At 52.3% G+C, this 19,247-nt stretch carries 23 protein-coding genes; 17 read left to right on the top strand and 6 right to left on the bottom strand.

Annotated features, from left to right (window positions below):
- The first annotated feature begins 57 nt into the window (after window positions 1-57).
- The 5 genes from MYS68_RS21500 to MYS68_RS21480 all read left to right on the top strand — a co-directional run bounded on the left by MYS68_RS21500 (window position 58) and on the right by MYS68_RS21480 (window position 5,548).
- Window positions 58-927 carry a sugar phosphate isomerase/epimerase family protein gene (locus MYS68_RS21500; RefSeq protein ID WP_248927814.1) on the top strand — a complete coding sequence of 290 codons (870 nt, stop codon included), beginning with the start codon at window positions 58-60 and terminating at the stop codon, window positions 925-927.
- Between the two features lie 306 nt (window positions 928-1,233).
- Complete coding sequence (locus MYS68_RS21495) at window positions 1,234-2,202, top strand: COX15/CtaA family protein (protein WP_420852147.1); 969 nt, start codon at window positions 1,234-1,236, stop codon at window positions 2,200-2,202.
- On the top strand, window positions 2,199-3,962 hold the full coding sequence (locus MYS68_RS21490; RefSeq protein WP_248927813.1) for a menaquinone biosynthesis decarboxylase: 1,764 nt from the start codon (window positions 2,199-2,201) through the stop codon (window positions 3,960-3,962). Before MYS68_RS21495 ends, MYS68_RS21490 begins: the two co-directional genes overlap by 4 nt.
- 81 nt (window positions 3,963-4,043) lie before the next feature.
- Complete coding sequence (locus MYS68_RS21485; protein WP_248927812.1) at window positions 4,044-4,769, top strand: Cthe_2314 family HEPN domain-containing protein; 726 nt, start codon at window positions 4,044-4,046, stop codon at window positions 4,767-4,769.
- Window positions 4,766-5,548 carry an SDR family oxidoreductase gene (locus MYS68_RS21480; RefSeq protein WP_248927811.1) on the top strand — a complete coding sequence of 261 codons (783 nt, stop codon included), beginning with the start codon at window positions 4,766-4,768 and terminating at the stop codon, window positions 5,546-5,548. Before MYS68_RS21485 ends, MYS68_RS21480 begins: the two co-directional genes overlap by 4 nt.
- Window positions 5,549-5,651: 103 nt before the next feature.
- On the opposite strand, the gene MYS68_RS21475 is transcribed toward MYS68_RS21480, so the two are convergent.
- Window positions 5,652-5,897, bottom strand: a complete 246-nt coding sequence (locus MYS68_RS21475; protein WP_248927810.1) for a NifU family protein — start codon at window positions 5,895-5,897, stop codon at window positions 5,652-5,654.
- 79 nt (window positions 5,898-5,976) lie between these two features.
- On the opposite strand from MYS68_RS21475, the gene MYS68_RS21470 reads away from it, so the two are divergent.
- Entirely contained in the window at window positions 5,977-6,231 is a 255-nt protein-coding gene (locus MYS68_RS21470) for a YuzB family protein (protein WP_248927809.1), read from the top strand.
- Window positions 6,232-6,240: 9 nt separating this feature from the next.
- On the opposite strand, the gene MYS68_RS21465 is transcribed toward MYS68_RS21470, so the two are convergent.
- Window positions 6,241-7,305, bottom strand: coding sequence for an NAD(P)/FAD-dependent oxidoreductase (locus MYS68_RS21465; protein WP_248927808.1), 1,065 nt, complete (start codon window positions 7,303-7,305; stop codon window positions 6,241-6,243).
- A 29-nt stretch (window positions 7,306-7,334) separates the two neighbouring features.
- Window positions 7,335-8,402, bottom strand: a complete 1,068-nt coding sequence (mqnE, locus tag MYS68_RS21460) for an aminofutalosine synthase MqnE (RefSeq protein ID WP_275983956.1) — start codon at window positions 8,400-8,402, stop codon at window positions 7,335-7,337.
- 452 nt (window positions 8,403-8,854) lie between these two features.
- Between mqnE and MYS68_RS21455 the strand changes: the two genes are divergently transcribed.
- On the top strand, window positions 8,855-9,241 hold the full coding sequence (locus MYS68_RS21455) for a HesB/IscA family protein (RefSeq protein ID WP_248927806.1): 387 nt from the start codon (window positions 8,855-8,857) through the stop codon (window positions 9,239-9,241).
- A 279-nt stretch (window positions 9,242-9,520) separates the two neighbouring features.
- Here the strand turns inward: MYS68_RS21455 and MYS68_RS21450 are convergent, their stop codons facing one another.
- Window positions 9,521-9,670 carry a type II toxin-antitoxin system HicA family toxin gene (locus MYS68_RS21450; protein WP_338043594.1) on the bottom strand — a complete coding sequence of 50 codons (150 nt, stop codon included), beginning with the start codon at window positions 9,668-9,670 and terminating at the stop codon, window positions 9,521-9,523.
- Window positions 9,671-9,732: 62 nt separating this feature from the next.
- Between MYS68_RS21450 and MYS68_RS21445 the strand changes: the two genes are divergently transcribed.
- The 4 genes from MYS68_RS21445 to MYS68_RS21430 all read left to right on the top strand — a co-directional run bounded on the left by MYS68_RS21445 (window position 9,733) and on the right by MYS68_RS21430 (window position 12,862).
- Entirely contained in the window at window positions 9,733-10,236 is a 504-nt protein-coding gene (locus tag MYS68_RS21445; protein WP_248927805.1) for a TlpA family protein disulfide reductase, read from the top strand.
- A gap of 46 nt (window positions 10,237-10,282) precedes the next feature.
- Window positions 10,283-10,696, top strand: coding sequence for a hypothetical protein (locus tag MYS68_RS21440; RefSeq protein WP_248927804.1), 414 nt, complete (start codon window positions 10,283-10,285; stop codon window positions 10,694-10,696).
- 275 nt (window positions 10,697-10,971) lie between these two features.
- Complete coding sequence (locus MYS68_RS21435) at window positions 10,972-11,583, top strand: TetR/AcrR family transcriptional regulator (RefSeq protein WP_420852146.1); 612 nt, start codon at window positions 10,972-10,974, stop codon at window positions 11,581-11,583.
- A gap of 46 nt (window positions 11,584-11,629) precedes the next feature.
- Window positions 11,630-12,862: a cytochrome P450 family protein gene (locus MYS68_RS21430; RefSeq protein ID WP_248927802.1), complete on the top strand. Its 1,233-nt coding sequence runs from the start codon at window positions 11,630-11,632 to the stop codon at window positions 12,860-12,862.
- A 125-nt stretch (window positions 12,863-12,987) separates the two neighbouring features.
- On the opposite strand, the gene MYS68_RS21425 is transcribed toward MYS68_RS21430, so the two are convergent.
- Window positions 12,988-13,575 carry an eCIS core domain-containing protein gene (locus MYS68_RS21425; RefSeq protein ID WP_248927801.1) on the bottom strand — a complete coding sequence of 196 codons (588 nt, stop codon included), beginning with the start codon at window positions 13,573-13,575 and terminating at the stop codon, window positions 12,988-12,990.
- A 366-nt stretch (window positions 13,576-13,941) separates the two neighbouring features.
- Between MYS68_RS21425 and MYS68_RS21420 the strand changes: the two genes are divergently transcribed.
- From MYS68_RS21420 to MYS68_RS21400, 5 genes are all read left to right on the top strand, one after another.
- On the top strand, window positions 13,942-14,304 hold the full coding sequence (locus tag MYS68_RS21420) for a DUF2500 domain-containing protein (protein WP_248927800.1): 363 nt from the start codon (window positions 13,942-13,944) through the stop codon (window positions 14,302-14,304).
- 538 nt (window positions 14,305-14,842) lie between these two features.
- Window positions 14,843-14,995 (top strand): sporulation histidine kinase inhibitor Sda, encoded by a 153-nt coding sequence (locus tag MYS68_RS21415; RefSeq protein ID WP_248927799.1) that lies wholly within the window; start codon window positions 14,843-14,845, stop codon window positions 14,993-14,995.
- 373 nt (window positions 14,996-15,368) lie between these two features.
- The gene (locus tag MYS68_RS21410) at window positions 15,369-16,559 is read left to right on the top strand and encodes an NAD(P)/FAD-dependent oxidoreductase (RefSeq protein ID WP_248927798.1); all 1,191 of its coding nucleotides are present in this window, start codon (window positions 15,369-15,371) and stop codon (window positions 16,557-16,559) included.
- Window positions 16,560-16,835 carry a hypothetical protein gene (locus MYS68_RS21405; protein WP_248927797.1) on the top strand — a complete coding sequence of 92 codons (276 nt, stop codon included), beginning with the start codon at window positions 16,560-16,562 and terminating at the stop codon, window positions 16,833-16,835.
- A 112-nt stretch (window positions 16,836-16,947) separates the two neighbouring features.
- The gene (locus MYS68_RS21400; protein WP_248927796.1) at window positions 16,948-17,760 is read left to right on the top strand and encodes a putative protein N(5)-glutamine methyltransferase; all 813 of its coding nucleotides are present in this window, start codon (window positions 16,948-16,950) and stop codon (window positions 17,758-17,760) included.
- 93 nt (window positions 17,761-17,853) lie between these two features.
- Here MYS68_RS21400 and hemQ read toward each other — a convergent pair whose 3' ends face one another.
- Window positions 17,854-18,600, bottom strand: a complete 747-nt coding sequence (gene hemQ / locus MYS68_RS21395) for a hydrogen peroxide-dependent heme synthase (protein ID WP_248927795.1) — start codon at window positions 18,598-18,600, stop codon at window positions 17,854-17,856.
- A 230-nt stretch (window positions 18,601-18,830) separates the two neighbouring features.
- On the opposite strand from hemQ, the gene MYS68_RS21390 reads away from it, so the two are divergent.
- Complete coding sequence (locus MYS68_RS21390; RefSeq protein ID WP_248927794.1) at window positions 18,831-19,127, top strand: YuiB family protein; 297 nt, start codon at window positions 18,831-18,833, stop codon at window positions 19,125-19,127.
- The last annotated feature ends 120 nt before the right edge of the window (window positions 19,128-19,247 follow it).

The following is a 19,247-nucleotide window of genomic DNA, read 5'->3' as shown; positions in this document are numbered from 1 at the left end:
GCGGGGTGTGGGAGTGACGCTCGCGGGAGAACGTTACGTATGAAGGGGATGATAAGTATGGAAGTTTTGACGCCATCCGGGCCGCCCCAAATGGCTGTGTATCAGGCGATATGGGCGCTTGACGGTTACGGCGGCGCCGGCCGGGAATGGTCCCTGGAGGAGAAGTTCGAACGTATGGCGGAAGCCGGATTTACCGGCGTATTTGGCAGACTTCCCGAACCGGGCAAGGAAAAATTGTGGCGCGAACTGCAGGAGAGATACAAATTTACGTTCGGCGTTGAGAGCTTTCCGTACGGACGCGATGATTTTCGCGAGTTTCTGAAGCGGGCGAAGGAATTTGATGTGACGTACATCAACGCGCAGGTCGGCAGCAGCTTTACGGTCGGCGATAAGGCGGTCGCGCTGCTGTCTGACTTGATCGAGGAGGCGGAACTATCCGGCATCCCGTTTTACGTGGAGACGCATCGCGGGAAAGTGACGCAAGACGTGCTGCGCACGGTCGAATACGCCAGGCGGCTGCCGAATTTGCGGCTGACGATCGATTTTTCCCATTACGTGCTTGCCGGGGAAATGCACTCTGCGGAGGAAGCGGAGCCTTATTTCGACGAATTGCTGAGGAGAACCGCTTCGATTCACGCAAGGGTGAGCAACGCCGAGCAGATCCAGATCGACATCGGCCCGGACGGGGACCATCCGAAAGCGGAGCCTTTCAAGCGATGGTGGGAACGCGGCATGCGCTACTGGCGCGAGCAGGCGCAGCCCGGCGACGTGCTCCCATTCGTATGCGAAATCGGCCGTCATTATGCGATCACGCGAAGCGGACTGCCCAGCGCCGGCTCGCATGATGAGTGGTCAGACCGGTGGGAGCAGTCGCTGGTGTTCAAGCGCATCGCCGAGGATTTATGGAGCCGCGTTGCAGGCGAGTGAGTATACGAGGAGCCGCTATTGTAGCGGCTTCTTTTTTTTGCCATAGGCTGAGAGGCGGAAAAACCGGCTAACAGCCGAAAGGTCGTGCCGCCGAGGCGCCCGAGAGGCGGAAAAACCGCCTATCAGGCCGATTGCGCGGCAGAGAGCAGCGCGAAAGGTCGACTCGCATAGTCCGGACAAATCGGCGCTATGCACCTTCAACGCTTTGTAACAATTGCGCGTGGAATTGCCCTTCCAAGAAGGCTATAATGGTAGTTGGATGAAAAACGACTTCATTCGCGACATTAAAACAAAGCAGGTGCACGCATGAACAAAGCGACTACCTCAAGAAACGACAGGCTTCACGCTCTCGTGAAATATACGTCGAACGCCACGATGATCTTTATGTTTCTCGTCCTGCTGATGGGCGCGCTTGTGACCAAGACCGAATCGGGCCGCGGCTGCGGCGACGATTGGCCGCTGTGCAACGGCAAATTCGTTCCCGCTTACACGATCGAGTCGATGATCGAATACAGCCACCGCTTCGTGGCGGGGATCGCCGGACTGCTGATGCTGGCCGCGACGATATTGGCGTTTATGGCAACCCGGCGCAAAGACGCGAGATGGTATGCAATAGGCGGACTTTTCTTTACATTCCTGCAGGCGATTCTCGGCGCCATGGCCGTCATGTGGCCGCAATCGTCGCCGGTGCTGGCGCTGCATTTCGGCTTCTCGCTGCTGGCGTTTTCGTTTACGCTGCTGCTGGCGTTATGCTTCTCAAAGCGGCAGACGGACCCGTCCGGCATCTCCATGCCGGGAGGGTTCCGCTGGGGCATCTGGATGATTGCGTTATACTGCTACGGCGTCGTCTATTTGGGCGCATACGTGCGTCACGCGGAAGCGTCCGGAGGCTGCCTCGGCTGGCCGCTGTGCAACGGTCAAGTGATCCCGGAGCTGTCCGGAGAAACCGGCATCGTCTTTACCCACCGGATAGCGGCCCTCGGCCTGCTCATCCTCCTGCTGCTGCTCTGGAGAACCGCAGCGAAGCTGTATAAACGCACGGACTCCGTGTACGGCGCCGTTAAATGGTCCGTCATCCTGGTCGTCGCACAAATTTTGAGCGGAGGACTGGTGACGCTCACGATGGGATACGACTGGTATTTGCTGGCGAGCCTCCTTCATACGACGCTGATTTCCATCCTTTTCGGTGTCCTCAGCTATTTGACCGTCATCGCGCTTCAGGCGCATGCGGTCCACCCTGCAGAAGCAAACGCCGTGGAAGGGAGCAACGTATGAATCACCCGAATTTAAGAGCATTTTTGGACGTTTTGAAAAAAGAAGGGCAGCTGACGGAAATTTCCGCAGCTGTCGATCCCAACCTGGAGATCGCGGAAATTCACCGCCGGGTCATTGACGAGCAAGGGCCCGCTTTGCTGTTTACCAATGTCAAAGGAAGCAAGTTTCCCGTTGTGACGAATTTGTTCGGCACAAGCCGCCGCGTCGATCTTGCCTTCGGGCCGAAGCCGGAGCAGTTCATGCGCCAGGTGGTCGGCGCGATGGACACGCTCATTCCGCCGACCCCGAAGGCGCTGTGGAACGAGCGGCAGCTTATTTTCGACCTGATGAAAATCGGCACGAAGCAGGTGCCCCCGACGGCCGCCCCGGTGCTGCAGGTGTGCAACAAATCGGCGCCGCTCGCCGGCATGCCGGTGCTTACGTGCTGGCAGGAGGACGGAGGCCCGTTTATTACGCTGCCGCTCGTATATACCGAGCATCCGGAAAACGGGCATCACAACCTCGGCATGTACCGGATGCAGATTTACGACGATCGGACGACCGGCATGCACTGGCAAATCCATAAAGGCGGCGGTTTCCATTATCACGAAGCGGAAAAGCGGAACAAGCCGCTTCCCGTGACCGTGTTCCTCGGCGGTCCCCCTGCGCTGATCGCCTCTGCGATCGCGCCGGTGCCCGAGCATCTGCCGGAGCTTATGCTCACGTCGCTCATCCTCGGCGCCAAGCTGCCGGTTGCGGCGGATCCGACCGGGGCGCCCCACCGCATCGTCGCCGAGGCTGAATTCGCGATCTGCGGCAAAGTGCCGCCGCACGAGCGCCGGCCGGAAGGGCCGTTCGGCGATCATTACGGCTATTACTCGCTGACTCACGATTTCCCCGTGTTCCATGTCGATCACGTGTGGCATCGCAAGGACGCGATTTACCCGGCTACGATCGTCGGCAAGCCGCGGCAGGAAGATTACTACCTCGGCGAATTTCTCCAGCGACTGTTGTCACCGGCATTTCCGATGGCGATGCCTGGGGTCAAAGACTTGTGGACGTACGCCGAGACCGGCTTTCATCCGCTCGCGGCCGCCATCGTCCGCGAGAGCTATAAGCGCGAAGCGCTCGCCTCCGCCTTCCGCATCCTCGGGGAAGGCCAGCTGACGCTGACGAAGTTCCTGATCGTGACCGATCAACCGGTCCGGCTGGAGAACTTCCCGCAGCTGCTGGAGGCCGTCCTGGAGCGGTTCGATCCGCACCAGGACCTGATGATCTTCGGCAACACATCGCACGATACGCTCGACTATACCGGCGATCGGCTGAACCACGGCAGCAAAGCCGTGCTTCTGGGCGTCGGCGAGCCGGTGCGCAGCCTGCCCGCCGTGTACATGGAGGGCGAGCTGCCGGGCATCCGCGCCGCCGCCGTCTACTGCCGCGGCTGCCTTGTCGTCGCGGGCGCAGCCTACGCCGACGATCCCGAGCTGCCGCAGCGGCTGCTCGAGCAGGCCGGCCACCGGCTGACGGCGTGGCCGCTTGTTATCGTCGCGGACGACGCCGCGATCGCGCAGGGGCAAACACCGTTCCTGTGGACGGTGTTCACCCGCTTCAACCCGGCCGCGGACATTTACGCGAACGCGGAGGTGCGCCGCAACCGGCTCGCTTACGAGCTGCCGATCGTCATCGATGCGCGTATGAAACCCGGTTACCCGGACGAGCTGTTCCCGCGCGAAGACATCGTGGAGCTTGTCGATCGCAGGTGGAAGGAATATTTTTCCTGAAGACTATGTTTCCAGGCAAGGGGCAATACTGAAATTACCCTTTTATGAGCGGGATACCGCCTAAGCCGGAGGACAGTTATCATGTTGAGACACCTTTTTGGCGAGCCTCGCCGTGTGGACGACGGATTGCTGCTGGACGCAAGCCGCGCCATTGAAACCTATTTGGAGCACTTATCCAAGCGAAGTCCCCAAGAACCGCGGGAGAATGTGAAAACCGGGCGCCTCAGGCTTCTCAGCAAAGGGCTTGGGCGCGCCTTGGACGAGCTGGAGCAAAGCATATTTTGCGCAGCCCGCTACGGCGAAGGAGTCGGCAAGCGGTTTGTGGAAGAGATGACGGAAGAGGAGCGGGACTCGTATCACCGTCATATTTACTTTTATAAAAACGCATTCATCCGTCTGTTTGCCATTTTGGATAAAATCGGCTATTTTCTTAATGAGCTGTTTGAGCTGGAAACCGAGAAGGTGAAGGAACGTTTTTCCTACTTCACCGTACTGCGGACGATGCATCAGCGCGGAGTCGGGGCTCCGCTCGAGCAGACGTTATTTGAAATGAAGCAGCAGTATAAGCCGCAAATGCAGCGGCTCCGCAATCAGCGGAATATGGAAATTCACTGGCTTAATGCCGACTTGCTGGACGATCTGATGAGGACGATGGAAGCTCGTCAAACCCGGGAGAAGCGGACGCACGTGGAAAACATCGAGGACAATATGGCGGATCTGCAGGCGGCTTACGAGATGACCTGCAAGGTCGTCACTTCCGTGTTTACCTACATTGTCGGTCATGATAGGGGGAAGAGCGGGCGATGAACGGGGAGCGCCGGGTTGCTCTCATTACGGGGAGCGCCAAAGGTTTGGGCAAAATGACTGCACTGACGTTGGCCCGCCGGGGCTGCGATATTATCGTAAGTTACGTACATAGCGAGCGGGAGGCGGCCGAGCTGCAGGAAGAGATACGCGGCATCGGCGCCGACTGCCTCACCGTCCAGGCCGATATTACGAAGCCGGAACAAATCTCGCGTATGGTCGAAGAGGCGGAGCAACGGTTCGGCCGCATCGATATTTTGGTCAACAATGCCGGTCCGTTTATCCGGGAAAGAAGACGATTCGCCGAGTACACTCCCGAAGAAATCGAATATTTGATCCGCGGCAATTTGCTCGGCGTGATGCAGCTCGATTACTTAGTGCTGCCGCTGATGCGGCGGCGTCAGTGGGGGCGTATCATTCATTTCGGCTTCGGCCATGCGGCCGAGGCGAGAGGCTGGCCGCACCGCGCCGTATACGCGGCGGCCAAAGTCGGGCTCGTTTCGTTCACCAAGACGCTCGCCGAAGAAGAAGCCGAGCACGGAATCACGGTGAACATGATTTGCCCGGGCGACATTCGCGGCGCGAACAAAGAGAAGACAATCGCCGATGTGGAAGGCGTGACCGACCCGGAAACTCCGCGCGGCCGTCCCGGCACCGGAGAGGACATTGCGCGGGTGATCGCATTTTTGTGCGAGCCGCATTCAGACTTTGTCACCGGCAATACGCTGGACATCTCCGGCGGACTCGATCCGATTCGTCCGATCGCTTTGCTCAAATCGTAACGGGATGCCCGTTCAATTATTTTTGGGGGAACCACAGGCCGGTATCATCGCCAAAAACAAAAGCCCGGTTTGCCTGTATAGGCAAAGCCGGGCCTTATATTTTTTAGAATACTTGCATAACTTCTGTAACGCCCTCAACCTCTTCAAGCAATGCGCGCTCGATACCGGCCTTCAGCGTAATGGTCGAGCTCGGGCAGCTGCCGCAAGCACCCATCAATTTCAACTTCACGATGCCGTCCTCTACGTCAACCAGCTCAACGTCTCCGCCGTCACGCTGCAGGAACGGACGAAGCTTGTCGAGCACGTCCTGGACTTCGTCATAGATCGTGCTTTGTGCATTTTCACTCATTTGCTTCATCTCCCTTCTCCTTGTATTATAGTACAATAAACATAAAATGAAAATGGTTTGCAAGGTGGACGAACAACTCATGAGACCGATCATCGAATTTTGTACAAATAACATGCACCACGGCACGGATAAAGTACTGCAGCGGCTCGAGAGCAACCCCGATTACGATGTCATCGAATACGGATGCCTCGGCAACTGTGGGGAATGTTATTCGAATCCGTACGCACTCGTAAACGGCGAAATCATCTCTGCGACAACCGCCGATGAGCTGTACGACAATATTATAGCCAAAATCAAAGAGATCGAAGCGATGTTCGATCTGCTTGATTCTTAAATGACCGGCTTATCCGAAGTGGTGTTTCGATTTCCAGAGCACTCCGCTTTTCAAAGCCCGCGGCACTTTGCCCGTCATGATCATCTGTCTGCCCATAAGCCCGAAGCCGGCTTTTTTGCCGAGCGACCCGAGAACCCCTTTGAGCTTGATCATTCCAAGCCGAGGGGTTTCGTTTTTCCAAAAAGCCTGAACGATATCCGCAACCTGCTTGCCTTGGGCTTGAGCGGCTTGAGCGCTCGAGGAAAACGGCAGGCTGGCGCAATCGCCGACCACATACACTTCCGGATGGGCAGCCAACTGGTGGTATTCGTTGATGATCAGCCGCCCCTGCCCGTCCTTCGGCAAATCGAACTGCTGAACGATCGGGCTGGGCTGAATGCCCGCCGTCCATACGGTCACGTCGGTCAAAATCTCCTCCTGCTGATTGTGCAGGATGTTTCCTTCGAGACGGACCAGGGATACGTGCGAACGCATTTCAATATCGTGCTCCAGCATCCATTCGCGGACGTATTCCTGAAGTTTGCCCGGAAACGCCGACAAGATGCTCGGGCCGCGGTCCAAAATGCGGATGTTCAGGTCCGGACGGCTTTCGCGGAGCTCAGCAGCCATTTCCACACCGCTGAGGCCGCCCCCGACGATCGTGACCTGTCCGTAAGGCGCAACGTCGTTAACCTGTTGATACGTCACGCGGGTGGCCGACATCGTCTGAATGCTGCACGAGTATTCGGCAGCACCCGGGATGCCGTGGTATTTGTCCACGCAGCCGAGAGCGATCACAAGCCAGTCGTAGGCCAGCGGTTCCTTGTCGGCAAAATGGACCATCCTGTTTTGCAAATCCACGCTCGTTACTTCGCCGAATTTCAGAATGAGCCGAGGATCGATCGGATAATGTACACGCACCTCCGTTTCCGGGACAGTTCCGGACGCAAGCGCGTAATATTCGGTTTTTAACCCTTGGAACGGCATGCGGTCCACCATTACGATCAGTACATCCGCCGGCAAATCTTTTTCCAGCAGCTGGTTGGCTACGGTCAGTCCTCCGTAACCCCCGCCTAAAATAACAAGCTTTCTCATATGGTCAGTTACCTTTCTATATGTGTAAATTAGTATACTTTGATCTCGTTGTAGAATGTGTCGCGTTCGACCGGAATGCGTCCGGCTCCTTTGATGAGCCAAACCAGTTCATCACGGGTCAGACCTTCCGGGGACAAAGCTCCGGCTGCGTGGCTGATGCGCTCCTGGACGATCGTGCCGTGCACGTCGGAGGCCCCGAAGGTGAGCGCAATCTGCGTAATTTGCGTGCCCAGGTTAATGAAATACGCCTTGATATGCGGAATATTGTCCAGCATCAAACGGCTGATCGCGATCGTCTTAAGATCGTCGAACGCGGCTACGCGGCGCTTGATGCCCGCATTGACGCTGGCCGGCTGCACGGCATTCGGGATAAATACGAGAAAACCGTTCGTTTCATCCTGAATTTCGCGCAAATAAATCATATGCTGAATCCGCTCTTCCTTCGTTTCGATGGAGCCGTACAGCATGGTGGCGTGGGTTTTCATGCCGAGCCGGTGAGCGGTTCGCTGCACCTCGAGCCACTGCTCGGTCGTCGCTTTGCCGACGCCCATCTTCTCGCGGTAGCGTTCGGACAATATTTCGGCCCCGCCGCCCGTCAGCGTGCTCAGTCCGGCATCCAGGAACGTCTGCAGCACCTCTTTATAGCTTAACCCGCTGATGCGTGAAAAAAACTCAATCTCCGCCGCCGTGTGCGCTTTGATTGTCACATTCGGATAACGCTCCTTCAGAGCGCGCACATAATTTACATAATAGTCGAACGGCACATGGGGGTTATGCCCGCCGGTAATATGGAACTCCCGCATTTCCGGGTGGTAATGTTTGTCGATATACTCGAACATTTGCTCCGGGGTCAGCGTATACGCGCCTTCCTCGCCTTCATCCCTGCGGAAATGGCAAAACGCGCAGTGCGCTTCGCAGACGTTGGTGAAGTACAAGCTCATATTTTCGATAAAATACACTTTCTTCCCGTTGATGCGCAGATTCACTTCATTAGCCATTTGGCCGATCGTCAGCAAATCGTCGGATTCGTACAAAAATACGCCGTCTTCTTTTGTCAGTCTTTCTCCGTTATGAACCTTTTCCCGAATTTCGGCCATTCGGCGATCCGTATCGTTTAATACGATGCCCACTTTAAGCCACCTCCACAATTTGTGAGAAAAATAATTGCCTGTACGTTAGTAGTCGTGCTGCTTTGCGTCAATACTAAACCAGCAGTCTGAATTGTTTGGCTGATCCTTGACTTACATGAAGAGAACAGGCGACCAAGGGTTGTGAAAGCTTGCACATGACGTTCCGTGCCATAAAAAACGCTCGCTCACGTTAGGGGGCGAACTCATAATCTTCCTTATTATAAACCTCCTAGTGGGGTCCGGCAACAGGAAATGCGACAAATTAGACTGGCAGTAGAACAAACCGGTGCGAGACCTTATCGGTTTGCCGTTCAGGCATGCGGAATAACGGCCCTTGAGCAAAATACCGTATCGGAGTATACTACATATTAGAAGGCGATTTTGTTTATTCCCAAGCTTTTCTGAAGGAGGAATTGCAGATGATTACCGTTAGTGAAGCGGCTAGCGATAAAATTAAAGAGATGATTGCGGCGGAGGAAACGCCGAATTTGTTTTTGCGTCTTGGCGTCAAGGGCGGCGGCTGCAGCGGCTTGTCCTACAGCATGGGCTTTGACGATAACGAAAGCGAGAACGACCTCGTGCTCGAAACCAACGGCCTTAAAGTCGTAGTCGATAAGGAAAGCGCCCTGGTGCTGAACGGCGTCGAGATCGACTTCAAGGACACCGGCATGGGCGGTGGGTTTACCATCCACAACCCGAACGCCATCGCCACGTGCGGCTGCGGCAGCTCGTTCCGTACGGCGCAGGAGCAGGAGAAAGCCGCGCAGAAGTGCGATGACGAAGAAGCGGAAAAGGCGACGGTGTAACGATTTTTGACCCGTTAGCAAACCTTTAGTCTGATTCGGTTACCTAGATAGTATCCGTTACGGAATGGATGTTCGGAATTGCGGAAAACGACCTCTTTGACGATTAGTTACGCTAAAACTACTCGTTAGGGAGGTTTTTATTTTGACGTTGAAAATACGGCAGCGGCGTATTCAAAACGGAACGGCGGGCAATCAGCGGGAGTATCCGCAGTTAACATTTGAGCAAGCGATTGATTTCGTAGTTAGCGCAAAAAGGGCCGAAGGTTCAGCCCCGCCTGCTTAAGTATGCTCGTTACGGTTTATTGGCAAGTCTTTCTTAGGATGTGGTCTCGTAGCTTTGCCCTTCTTCGCAGGGTGTTTGAATTGGTGGTGGTCACCGCTTATATCGTATAAGTACCAACCGTCTGCTTCAATGGTTTTGTTCCGCATTTCTTCGTAAGTAATCGTACGTGGTATAATGATGTGATGTTGAGGTCTAGAGGAGGCACTATATGGATAAAGCCAAAAAAATATCCACATTAATTATTCTAATTATAATTGGTTGCTTACTGGTAATTGTAATAAATACTAACCTGAAAAATACGAAAGATTCCAATGAAATTGTAATGAAGGATTTAGACGGGAACGTGCAAACTATTTCTTTCAGTGAAAAGCCATCAGTATTGCTCTTTTTCACCTCATGGTGCCCTTATTGTAATGATGATGCTCCTAAAATAGTTTCATTGTATCAAAAGTATAAGAATGAAATTAACATATACGGAATCAATCTTATACATCGGGAAAACGATCCGGATGATGTGAAGGAGTATGTTAGCGATTATAATATTGAATATCCTGTGTTGTTTGATGATGGTGGAAAACTGTACAGAAAGTACGGGTCTCCTGGTTTCCCGACATTAGTTTTCCTTGATAAAAACGGAAAGGAAGTCAACAGAATTGTTGGTTCTACTGCAAAAAAAGTAATCGAAAGGCAATTTATTAATGCAATGAAATGATAGGTTTATGTGTAGAATCCTACCAAGAACAATACAAGGAGTTCATATGAAATCGAACGATATTCAAATTATAGCAATCCTTCTTGGTTTCGTAGTTAACCTTGTGGGCACCTATTTGACTTCGGGGTTACTGATTTTGGTGTATTTCAATGCAAAGGGGATCAGTCTTGACAATTCTAAAGACGTTATTTATTCCGACAATTTCATCTTGAGTTTACTCATATTTAGTGGACTAGCTTGGTCAATGCTGGGTGGTTACATTTGCGCTCGAACAGCAAAAAAGTCTCACTATTTCAATGCAGCTACTATAGGCATTATTGGAATAGCAATGTCTTCTTATAGTTATGTAATGGGCGATCCTTCTCCTAGTTGGTATAAAACAATCGCTTTAACTTGTGAGATTCCGATTACACTACTTGGCGTTAAATTGGCCATGGCGAAAAACAGCGGACACCAATAAAAATTGCGCATTTCATTACATATATCGCCAAGCGCGGCAGCCTTGTGTTTCTAAATTTAATACGTGTCAATAAATGAGCATGTTTTGTACATATATTAGTCGCGGGATTTCAAGAATCGCGGCTTTTTCGCGTTTATACACGTTAGAATCATCGGCTAAACGTATTTCCGCGGAACAAACAGGGCATAAATCGTTTCGGCGCATATTGACCAATCGGTCAGCATAACAAATAATAAAGCTGACCGATTGGTCAGCATAGTCGAGGAGTGATGCTTTTGCCGCTGCAGTTATACGAAAGAGAAAAGGTGTTGGAGGCTTGTCTGTCTTTGTTTGCGCGCCATGGATATAAAAATACTTCGACGGAGATGTTGGCGGAGGCGGCCGGTATTTCCAAGGCTTTGATCTTTCATCATTTCAAGAGCAAGAAAAAGCTGTATTTCAGCTTGCTTGAGCATTGTTCCAAAAGGATCGGGGCGGAGCTTCGGCTCGACTCCGTTTTGGAGTATGACGATTTTTTCGAAGCCGTGGATGAGTTCAGCCGGTTTAAATTCAATTACTTTCGAAATTCGCCCGATGAGTACAAGCTGGTGTACGAAGCTTTCTATTCGACGCCGGACGAGCTGAAAACGGATATAGAGGAAAAGTACGGTAATGTGATTGCAGATAAAAATCAAGTGTGGGAAAAGCTGTTTGAAAAGGTTCCGCTTCGGGAGGGGGTGGAGTGCAAGCAAGCATTTGAGTTGGTCATGATCACCTTGGAGCATTTTGAAAAGAAGTTCCTGACGGAAGTTTCGGCAATCGAAAGTATTGACGACGAGTATGTTGAAAACTATTTCGATAAGATGAACCGGTTTTGCAATATGATCCGATACGGAATTTCACCGTAATGAAACGTTCATTTCCACTCACTTGAGTGAAAGGGGTAAGATGATCATGGAGAAAATCATCAGCAGCGATTTTACTTCGCCGGAGACGATGCGCGATTTCTTTGCTTTTTATCGACGGCTTGCCGAACATCAAGAGCCTCTCTACCGTTTGGACGACTTTTTCGGCATGGGGGGAGCATGGATTGTCTTCCGCCATGACGATGTTTCCGCAATATTGAAGGACCCCCGTTTTCTTAAAGATATGCGGAAGCTCGCACCGCAGCAGGATCATGAAGCAGCGGCAGTGCAAAATGCATCCGTCAACAAATTGATCGAATGGATGAAAAATATGCCGAACATGCTTTCTGTCGATCCGCCGGATCATACCCGCCTTCGCAGATTGGCCTCCAAGGCTTTCACGCCTCAGATGATCGAGGGGTTGCAGCCAGGCATTCAGCGGATTGCGGACGAACTGCTGGATCATGTAGAAGGGCAGGGCAGGATGGAGCTGATTGCGGATTTTGCCTTTCCGCTTCCCATCATTGTCATTTCCGACATGCTGGGAATTCCCGCTGCAGACCGGAACCGGTTTCGGGACTGGACGCATAAGCTTGGAAAAGCCGCTTTGGATCCGCGCGATTCGGCCGCAGTAACCACCGCGCTTGAGGAGTTCATTCAGTATATTAAAGAACTGCTCGCCGAGAAGCGCAGAAATCCCGGCAATGATGTGACGAGCGGGTTGGTGCAAGCCCATGATGAAGGGGAAAGCTTAAGCGAAAACGAGCTGCTTTCGACCATTTGGCTGCTGATTACAGCCGGGCACGAAACGACGGTCAATCTGATTAGTAATGGCATACTCGCGCTGCTGCGGCATCCCGAGCAGATGCGTTTGCTGCGTGAAAATCCATCCTTGCTCCCATCGGCCGTCGAAGAGCTGCTGCGTTATGCCGGACCCATCATGATCACGAACCGTTTTGCCGGCGAGGATATCACCCTTCACGGGAAGACCATCCGCAAAGGCGAAACGGTGGTAATCTCTTTGGCCGGTGCCAACATTGACCCGCATAAGTTCTCCAATCCCGAGGCGCTCGATATTACACGCGAGGAAAACGAACACCTGGCTTTCGGGAAGGGGATTCATCACTGTTTGGGAGCTCCGCTTGCCCGTCTGGAGGGTCAAATCGCTTTCGGCACTTTGCTGCGGCGGTTTCCTAACCTGAAGCTCGCCAATGAATCGGAACAGCTCGATTATAATTTCAGCACACTGAGATCGTTGGCCAAGTTGCCTGTGACATTTTAATTCTAATCAAGCAAGCGAACGTTTTGTCTTAAGCGCCTTATCTAATACGGAAAATACGCCGATACTTTTCTGCTCCGTTATCGTAAACCCGTTCGGAAGAAGGCACGCGAAAAGCCGGAAATTTGTTATTTCCGGCTCCTTCCGCGTTTATACTGCACAGCCGCTGCAGCCGTATCGAAAGCTTTGGCGCCCATCAAGTCGGCTTCCCGCTCCAAGGAAGTATCATCATTAATCGATACTCCGCCTTGCTGCAGGGTCGGTCTTACTCTTCCCTGTCGCTGCTGGACGACATGCCATCCTTCATGCGGCAAATGCTTTTCCTGTCCGCTCGCCACATGAATTTCATTGCCTTGGGCGTAAGCCTTCGCCTGCATATGAGACGGCTTATCCGAATTGTAATGAACGCGAACGTCGGATAAATCGAATCCGGATAGCGATTCAAGTCCTTCCTTCAGCCGATCGGGCATTCCGGTTTGGTTTTCACGTTTTTGAACGATGAGGGTTTCGTCCGTTTCATCGGGTTCCGTTTTTGCCGAACTGCTCATCAGCTGCATAGTTGCCTGGTTGCCGATCGCTTGTTGAAGCTGCATGATCGAGTCGTGAGTCATATGGCCGTGTACAGGCGTTTGCGGCTTATGCCCGGCCGGCTTATTCGCCCGCTGGTCTTCCGCTCTGAGGACGGCAGGTCTTTCGCTTTTGTTGACTCGGCTCATCGAATCCCCTCCATTTATAAATAAAAAACCCGTTGATCAGCGTGCGCTGCTACGGGTTTTTCGTCGTTGTGCAGTATACGTCCATGTTAGCAAATCGCGCCGATTCTTTCAATCTCATTTTCGGCTCCGGGTTTCATCAAATATTCACAGCTTTATTAACAAATCAACAAGGGGAATAGACGTAATGGAAAACGTTTTTTATCAGTTGCACACATATTAACAACAACGGTTGTCAACAAGCTGTGCATAAGTAGGCTTCATTATGGAAGCATGCTATAAATAATTATTTCGAAAAAATTTGTACCTTTTTGGCAGGAAAATGCGTCATAAATCTAAAGCAGATTTCGTCAAAGGAGGGTTGTCTCGTTGAGTTTTAGTCCGTCCCCGTTTCCGGTTAACCTGTTTTTTGTTTTTTTCTGGGCTATTTTCGCTGTTATTGTCATAACGATCGTCTATCAAATTTTAAAGAACGCCGGCACGTGGATCTCCAATAACGCGTCGGAGGTTGTCACCGTTCCGGCACGCATCGTTGCCAAACGAACCGACGTATGGGGCGGGAGCGGCAACACCAGCGCGAGCACGTCGTATTATGCCACCTTCGAGTTCGCGAACAAGGAAAGATTGGAGCTGCAGCTGAAGGACAAGCAATTCGGCCTGCTGGCCGAAGGAGATCAAGGCGTTTTAACCTACCAAGGCACCAGGTTTCATCATTTTCAAAGAAGTCTGTAATTGAAAGTGGAATGAACTCTTTAATGAATTGCAGAGGAACGTAGAGCGTGGCCGCATAGGATTTTGCCAAGGCAAAATCCATGCAGCCAAACGCGTGGGACGAGGCACATACCTTCTCCCCAGGCACCGCATCCAAAGTACAGCGTGCTCGGCATAGGATTTTTTGTCCGAAGGCAAAAAATCCATACCGGGCAAACGCGAACTAGAAGCGAGCATTCCCTTGAACCGGGCGGGTCCAGGGCGCCCGAGCGCCTTGAGGGCTTTGCGGAGCAAAGCCAGCTTCGTAAGCATGGGGTCCCCCTATTAGGGGGATTTAGGGGATGACTCCTCGTCGATTAATTTTTTTTATCAAACAAAATAAATGTGGACTGTGTATAACTTTATCCACATTATTCACCCCGAGACCAGACAGGTTTTGACACATATCAACAAGTTACACACAGGATATTCACAATCACCTGTGGATAGCGGAACGCTTGTTCTACGGTTCAGGCCATGGTAATATAATATTAAATTTCCAGTGGATAGGTGATGCCGGATGAGAATGATCAGCAACGAAGTATTGATCGACTCCTATTATAAAGCGCTGGATCTGCAGCTGGACAAGGAATTTGTCGAATTGCTGCTTGAAGAAATTAAGCGCCGACAATTAAATGTCGAATTTTATCCGGGAAATGCTCAGGTAAGCTGAGCGTTTCTTTTTTTTCGTACTATTATAATCGCTATACGTCGGGTTAAGAGGCTGGCAAATTAAAATTAAACCAATAAATGAGGTATATGGCGGACAAATCGGCGAAATTGCAGTAAAAGGGAGAATATGCTTCATTTCCGAACGTTAGGTTACGTTATTCCCACTAATTTTAGCCAAAATAATACTTGCCATTTTGCACGTTGCATTGTATCATGTCTTTTGAATTGGTTAAATATGTTGTCGAATCATGCCTTGTGATCATATTTTTTTAGAGAAGAGGATACATTAAGGATAGGAACGGTATCTTTCGGCGCCGCTTGTGTAATTTTTCACATATTAACCTAAAAAAGATACGTGATGGAAGGGATAAACCATGAGTCGAATACCGAGAATAGTCATTTTGGGAGCGGGTTACGGCGGCATCGTAACGGCTATTCGTTTGCAGAAGGAATTGAACTATAACGAAGCCGATGTCACTTTGGTTAACAAACATGACTACCATTACATTACTACACATTTGCATATGCCCGCGGCAGGGACGGACGATCCTGAAAATGCCCGCGTTAATATTTTAAAGCTGATCGACGAGTTCAAAGTGGATTTTGTCAAATCGACCGTTGTGCAAATCCGCCTGCAAGAGAAGAAGGTTATTTTGGAAGAAGGCAGCCTCTCTTACGACTATCTGGTCATCGGTCTTGGAGGCGAGCCGGAGACATTCGGTATCCCGGGGCTGAAGGAATATGCGCTCAGCATTCGCAGCATCAACAGCGTGCGCTTCATCCGCGAGCATATCGAATATCAGTTCGCCAAGTTCAAACGCGAGCCGCACAGAACGGATTACCTGACCTTTGTTGTCGGCGGGGCCGGATTTACGGGCATCGAGTTTGTCGGCGAGCTCGCTGACCGCATTCCGGAATTGTGCAAGGAATTCGACGTCGATCCGGGACTTGTAAAAATTTACAATATCGAAGCAGCCCCGACGGCGCTTCCGGGCTTTGATCCGGAACTCGTCGAATATGCGATGGGCGTGCTTGCCAATAAAGGGGTTACGTTCAAGATTGCGACGGCGATCAAAGAGTGCACGCCGGAAGGCGTCGTGCTTGCGACCGGCGAAGAAATCAAGTCCAGCACCGTCATCTGGACGGGCGGCGTGCGCGGCAATCACCTTCTCGAGGAAGCCGGGTTTGAAACGATGCGCGGACGCATCAAGGTAGATGAGTTCCTGCGTGCACCGGGACACGATAACGTGTACATTCTCGGCGATTGCTCGATCGTGATGTCCCCGGAAGGCCGGCCCTACCCGCCGACGGCGCAAATTTCGATGCAGCAAGCCGACGTTTGTGCGCACAATCTGGTGGCGTCGATTCGCGGAACGGCGCTCAAAGCGTTTGAATACAAGCCGAAAGGCACCGTTGCGTCGCTCGGAAAAGGCGAAGCGATCGGCATCGTAGGCTCGCGCAAAATCAAGGGCGGCACCGCTGCCGTGATGAAGAAAATTATCGATATCCGTTATTTGTACATTATCGGCGGAATTCCGCTCGTTTTGAAGAAGGGTCGATTTTAGGTGAGGCACTGCAGCGTTCAGGTACGCGGACTGCTGACGAGGGAAGAGCTGGACCGCTATAATGCACTGATCGATGTCGGCCATTATTTGGAAGAACAGAGTCGTTACGATCTGTCGGCTGTTATCCAGAAGGAAATCGACATTCTGATTTTACCGGCCATCGAACGTTTGAAGGAAAAAAGCAGGCAGCGCGACCGCGATACGGAACAGTATTTGGCCCGCAAAGCCGAGATGGACCGCCAGCTCGCAGCGCTTGCCGACGAAGACGACGATTGACATATATTATTTTAAAGTATAAAACCGTGCTCCGGCAGAAGAGCGCGGTTTTTTTGGCCTCAAAGAGTTCAATAAAGCGATAAAGGTGCGCCGGAAGAAATGGGATGATTATATGGGGTTGAGAAATGATAAAGACAGCGGTTTATTGGGCGACGGCGTTTTTGAAAGTATCGTGGGCAAACTTCGGGCCGCCGGCTGCGTTTTTGCCGAAGAGGAGGCCAAGCTGTTGATCTCTGCGGCGCAGACACAGGCGGAACTCGCCGACATGGCCGATCGCAGAGCCGCCGGGCAGCCGCTCGAATATATTATCGGCTGGGCGGAATTTTGCGGTTTGCGAATAGCGGTAGAACCGGGAGTGTTCGTTCCGCGCCGCCGAACCGAATTTCTTGTCGCCCAAGCCGCCGCGATCGCCCGAACGGGAGACATCGTGGTCGATATGTGCTGCGGCACCGGTGCGGTAGGCGCTGCGCTGGCTGCGGAGCTTGGAGCGATCGAGCTCCACGCCGCCGACATCGATCCCGCTGCTGTGCGCTGCGCCCGCCGAAATGTTGAAGCCGCCGGCGGATGCGTCTACGAAGGCGATCTTTATGAGCCGCTGCCCGGTACACTGTTGGGCCGCGTAAACGTTCTGGTTTGCAACGCCCCCTACGTACCGACCGGGGCGATCGGAATGCTGCCGCCGGAAGCCCGGCTGCATGAAGCGGCTGCCGCGCTCGACGGCGGCCCGGACGGGCTGGACATCCAGCGGCGGGTGGCGGCTTCGGCGTCGCTTTGGCTGAGGCCGGGCGGCTGTCTGCTGGTCGAGACAAGCGAACGGCAGGCACCGCAGACAGTGGAGATTTTCGATCTCTGCGGGCTGATCCCGCGTGTCGTGAGATTCGAAGAGATGGATGCCACCGTTGTTATCGGAATCAGGCCCGCTTAGGGAACGATTAAAAAGCCTTCAATATCACCGAATACGTGATTTTGAAGGCTTGATGCGTGAAGTAAACAGCCCTGCACCGGCTGGTTTAGCCGGCTACAGTGCCAGCATGCCGCCGAGCTTCTCATCGGTCAGCAGGTTGCCTACATAGAACTCGCCGAATTCGCCGAAACGCGCGCTCACTTCGTCAAAGCGCATTTCGTAGACGAGCTTTTTAAACTGCAAGGCATCGTCGGCGAACAACGTAACGCCCCACTCCCAATCGTCAAGACCGACGGATCCGGTGATGATCTGCTTTACCTTGCCCGCATAGCCGCGGCCGATCATGCCGTGGCTGCGCATCATGTTTTTGCGCTCTTCCATCGTCAGCATGTACCAGTTGTCACTGCCTTCGCGTTTTTTATTCATCGGGTAAAAGCAGATATGTTTGGATTTCGGCAAAATCGGCTTCAGGCGGGCGACAAGCTCCGGATCTTCCATCGGATCGACGCCCGGCTTGGCCAAGTAGCTGCTCAGCTCGACGACCGATACGTAGGAGTATGTCGGTACGGTCACCTGGGCGAAAATCGATTTATTGAACCGGGTTTCCAAGTCGTTCAGCTCTTCCAGCGTTTCGCGCAGGTGCATGAACATAAAATCCGCCTTTTGGCCGACGATGCTGTAAAATGCCGTGCTGCCGGTTTTTTGCTCCTCCGCCTGACGGTATTCATGGAGCAGCGTGCGCAGCTCGTCTTCCGCGGTGCTGCGCTCCTTGGCAGTCAGCGACTTCCAGGCGTTCCAGTCGATCGCGCGAAAATCGTGCAGCGCATACCAGCCTTCCAATGTTTGTGCGGCTTCGCTCATATTCAACACTCCTTGGTTTATAATTGTATTAACCGAGCTCTCCAAAACGTAACAGGAGTACGGCGCAGAGGTTCTGTCACTTTTTGCAGGCTTAATAAAATCGCTTGTATCATTGTATCCAATCTGAGGAAAAAGGGCAAATGAACGGCTTCAAGTTCACGGGACGTTCACTTTACCGGAGACCTTATTTTGTCTAAAATAAGAACATAAGGTTTACATTAACGAAGGGGATGTCCGGATTGCTGCAATTGATGATTGTGATTGTGCTGATGTTCGTGTTGTTTTTCGGGATCGGTTTTATTTTAAACATGCTGATGAAAACGACATGGTTTCCGATATACGGTTACATAGCGCTGGTGATCGGACTTGTTATATGGGCTTGGCAGCGGGATGCCGTTCCGTTCGGACAAAGCGTCTCCGGGTACGGCGTGTCGGACTACGTTTCGGCATTGGCCGGTCTCGTCGGAGCGGCGTTAAGCGGCTCCACTATCAAATCGCTGCGCATGAAGGGATATAAGATGTTTTAGAGAAAAAGAGCCGGATGGCTCTTTTTTCTATCAACGGATGAACAGTATGCCAGGTTACATATTGGGTGCGAATCGATGTACAGCTAAACGTGGGATCACCGTACGCATTCTCGCCTGTCG

Source organism: Paenibacillus hamazuiensis (genome assembly GCF_023276405.1).
Taxonomy (GTDB): Bacteria; Bacillota; Bacilli; order Paenibacillales; family NBRC-103111; genus Paenibacillus_AF; species Paenibacillus_AF hamazuiensis.
This window is presented reverse-complemented; position numbering and strand designations above follow the sequence as displayed.

Coding starts and splice junctions, on each gene's coding strand:
- MYS68_RS21410 (WP_248927798.1), top strand. CDS start 15,369: ATGAGTCGAATACCGAGAATAGTCATTTTGGGAGCGGGTTACGGCGGC.
- mqnE (WP_275983956.1), bottom strand. CDS start 8,402: ATGGCCGAAATTCGGGAAAAGGTTCATAACGGAGAAAGACTGACAAAA.
- MYS68_RS21485 (WP_248927812.1), top strand. CDS start 4,044: ATGTTGAGACACCTTTTTGGCGAGCCTCGCCGTGTGGACGACGGATTG.
- MYS68_RS21415 (WP_248927799.1), top strand. CDS start 14,843: ATGAGAATGATCAGCAACGAAGTATTGATCGACTCCTATTATAAAGCG.
- MYS68_RS21400 (WP_248927796.1), top strand. CDS start 16,948: ATGGGGTTGAGAAATGATAAAGACAGCGGTTTATTGGGCGACGGCGTT.
- MYS68_RS21475 (WP_248927810.1), bottom strand. CDS start 5,897: ATGAGTGAAAATGCACAAAGCACGATCTATGACGAAGTCCAGGACGTG.
- MYS68_RS21495 (WP_420852147.1), top strand. CDS start 1,234: ATGAACAAAGCGACTACCTCAAGAAACGACAGGCTTCACGCTCTCGTG.
- MYS68_RS21470 (WP_248927809.1), top strand. CDS start 5,977: ATGAGACCGATCATCGAATTTTGTACAAATAACATGCACCACGGCACG.
- MYS68_RS21445 (WP_248927805.1), top strand. CDS start 9,733: ATGGATAAAGCCAAAAAAATATCCACATTAATTATTCTAATTATAATT.
- MYS68_RS21500 (WP_248927814.1), top strand. CDS start 58: ATGGAAGTTTTGACGCCATCCGGGCCGCCCCAAATGGCTGTGTATCAG.
- MYS68_RS21465 (WP_248927808.1), bottom strand. CDS start 7,305: ATGAGAAAGCTTGTTATTTTAGGCGGGGGTTACGGAGGACTGACCGTA.
- MYS68_RS21430 (WP_248927802.1), top strand. CDS start 11,630: ATGGAGAAAATCATCAGCAGCGATTTTACTTCGCCGGAGACGATGCGC.
- MYS68_RS21490 (WP_248927813.1), top strand. CDS start 2,199: ATGAATCACCCGAATTTAAGAGCATTTTTGGACGTTTTGAAAAAAGAA.
- hemQ (WP_248927795.1), bottom strand. CDS start 18,600: ATGAGCGAAGCCGCACAAACATTGGAAGGCTGGTATGCGCTGCACGAT.
- MYS68_RS21480 (WP_248927811.1), top strand. CDS start 4,766: ATGAACGGGGAGCGCCGGGTTGCTCTCATTACGGGGAGCGCCAAAGGT.
- MYS68_RS21425 (WP_248927801.1), bottom strand. CDS start 13,575: ATGAGCCGAGTCAACAAAAGCGAAAGACCTGCCGTCCTCAGAGCGGAA.
- MYS68_RS21440 (WP_248927804.1), top strand. CDS start 10,283: ATGAAATCGAACGATATTCAAATTATAGCAATCCTTCTTGGTTTCGTA.
- MYS68_RS21390 (WP_248927794.1), top strand. CDS start 18,831: ATGTCCGGATTGCTGCAATTGATGATTGTGATTGTGCTGATGTTCGTG.
- MYS68_RS21450 (WP_338043594.1), bottom strand. CDS start 9,670: ATGCGGAACAAAACCATTGAAGCAGACGGTTGGTACTTATACGATATA.
- MYS68_RS21455 (WP_248927806.1), top strand. CDS start 8,855: ATGATTACCGTTAGTGAAGCGGCTAGCGATAAAATTAAAGAGATGATT.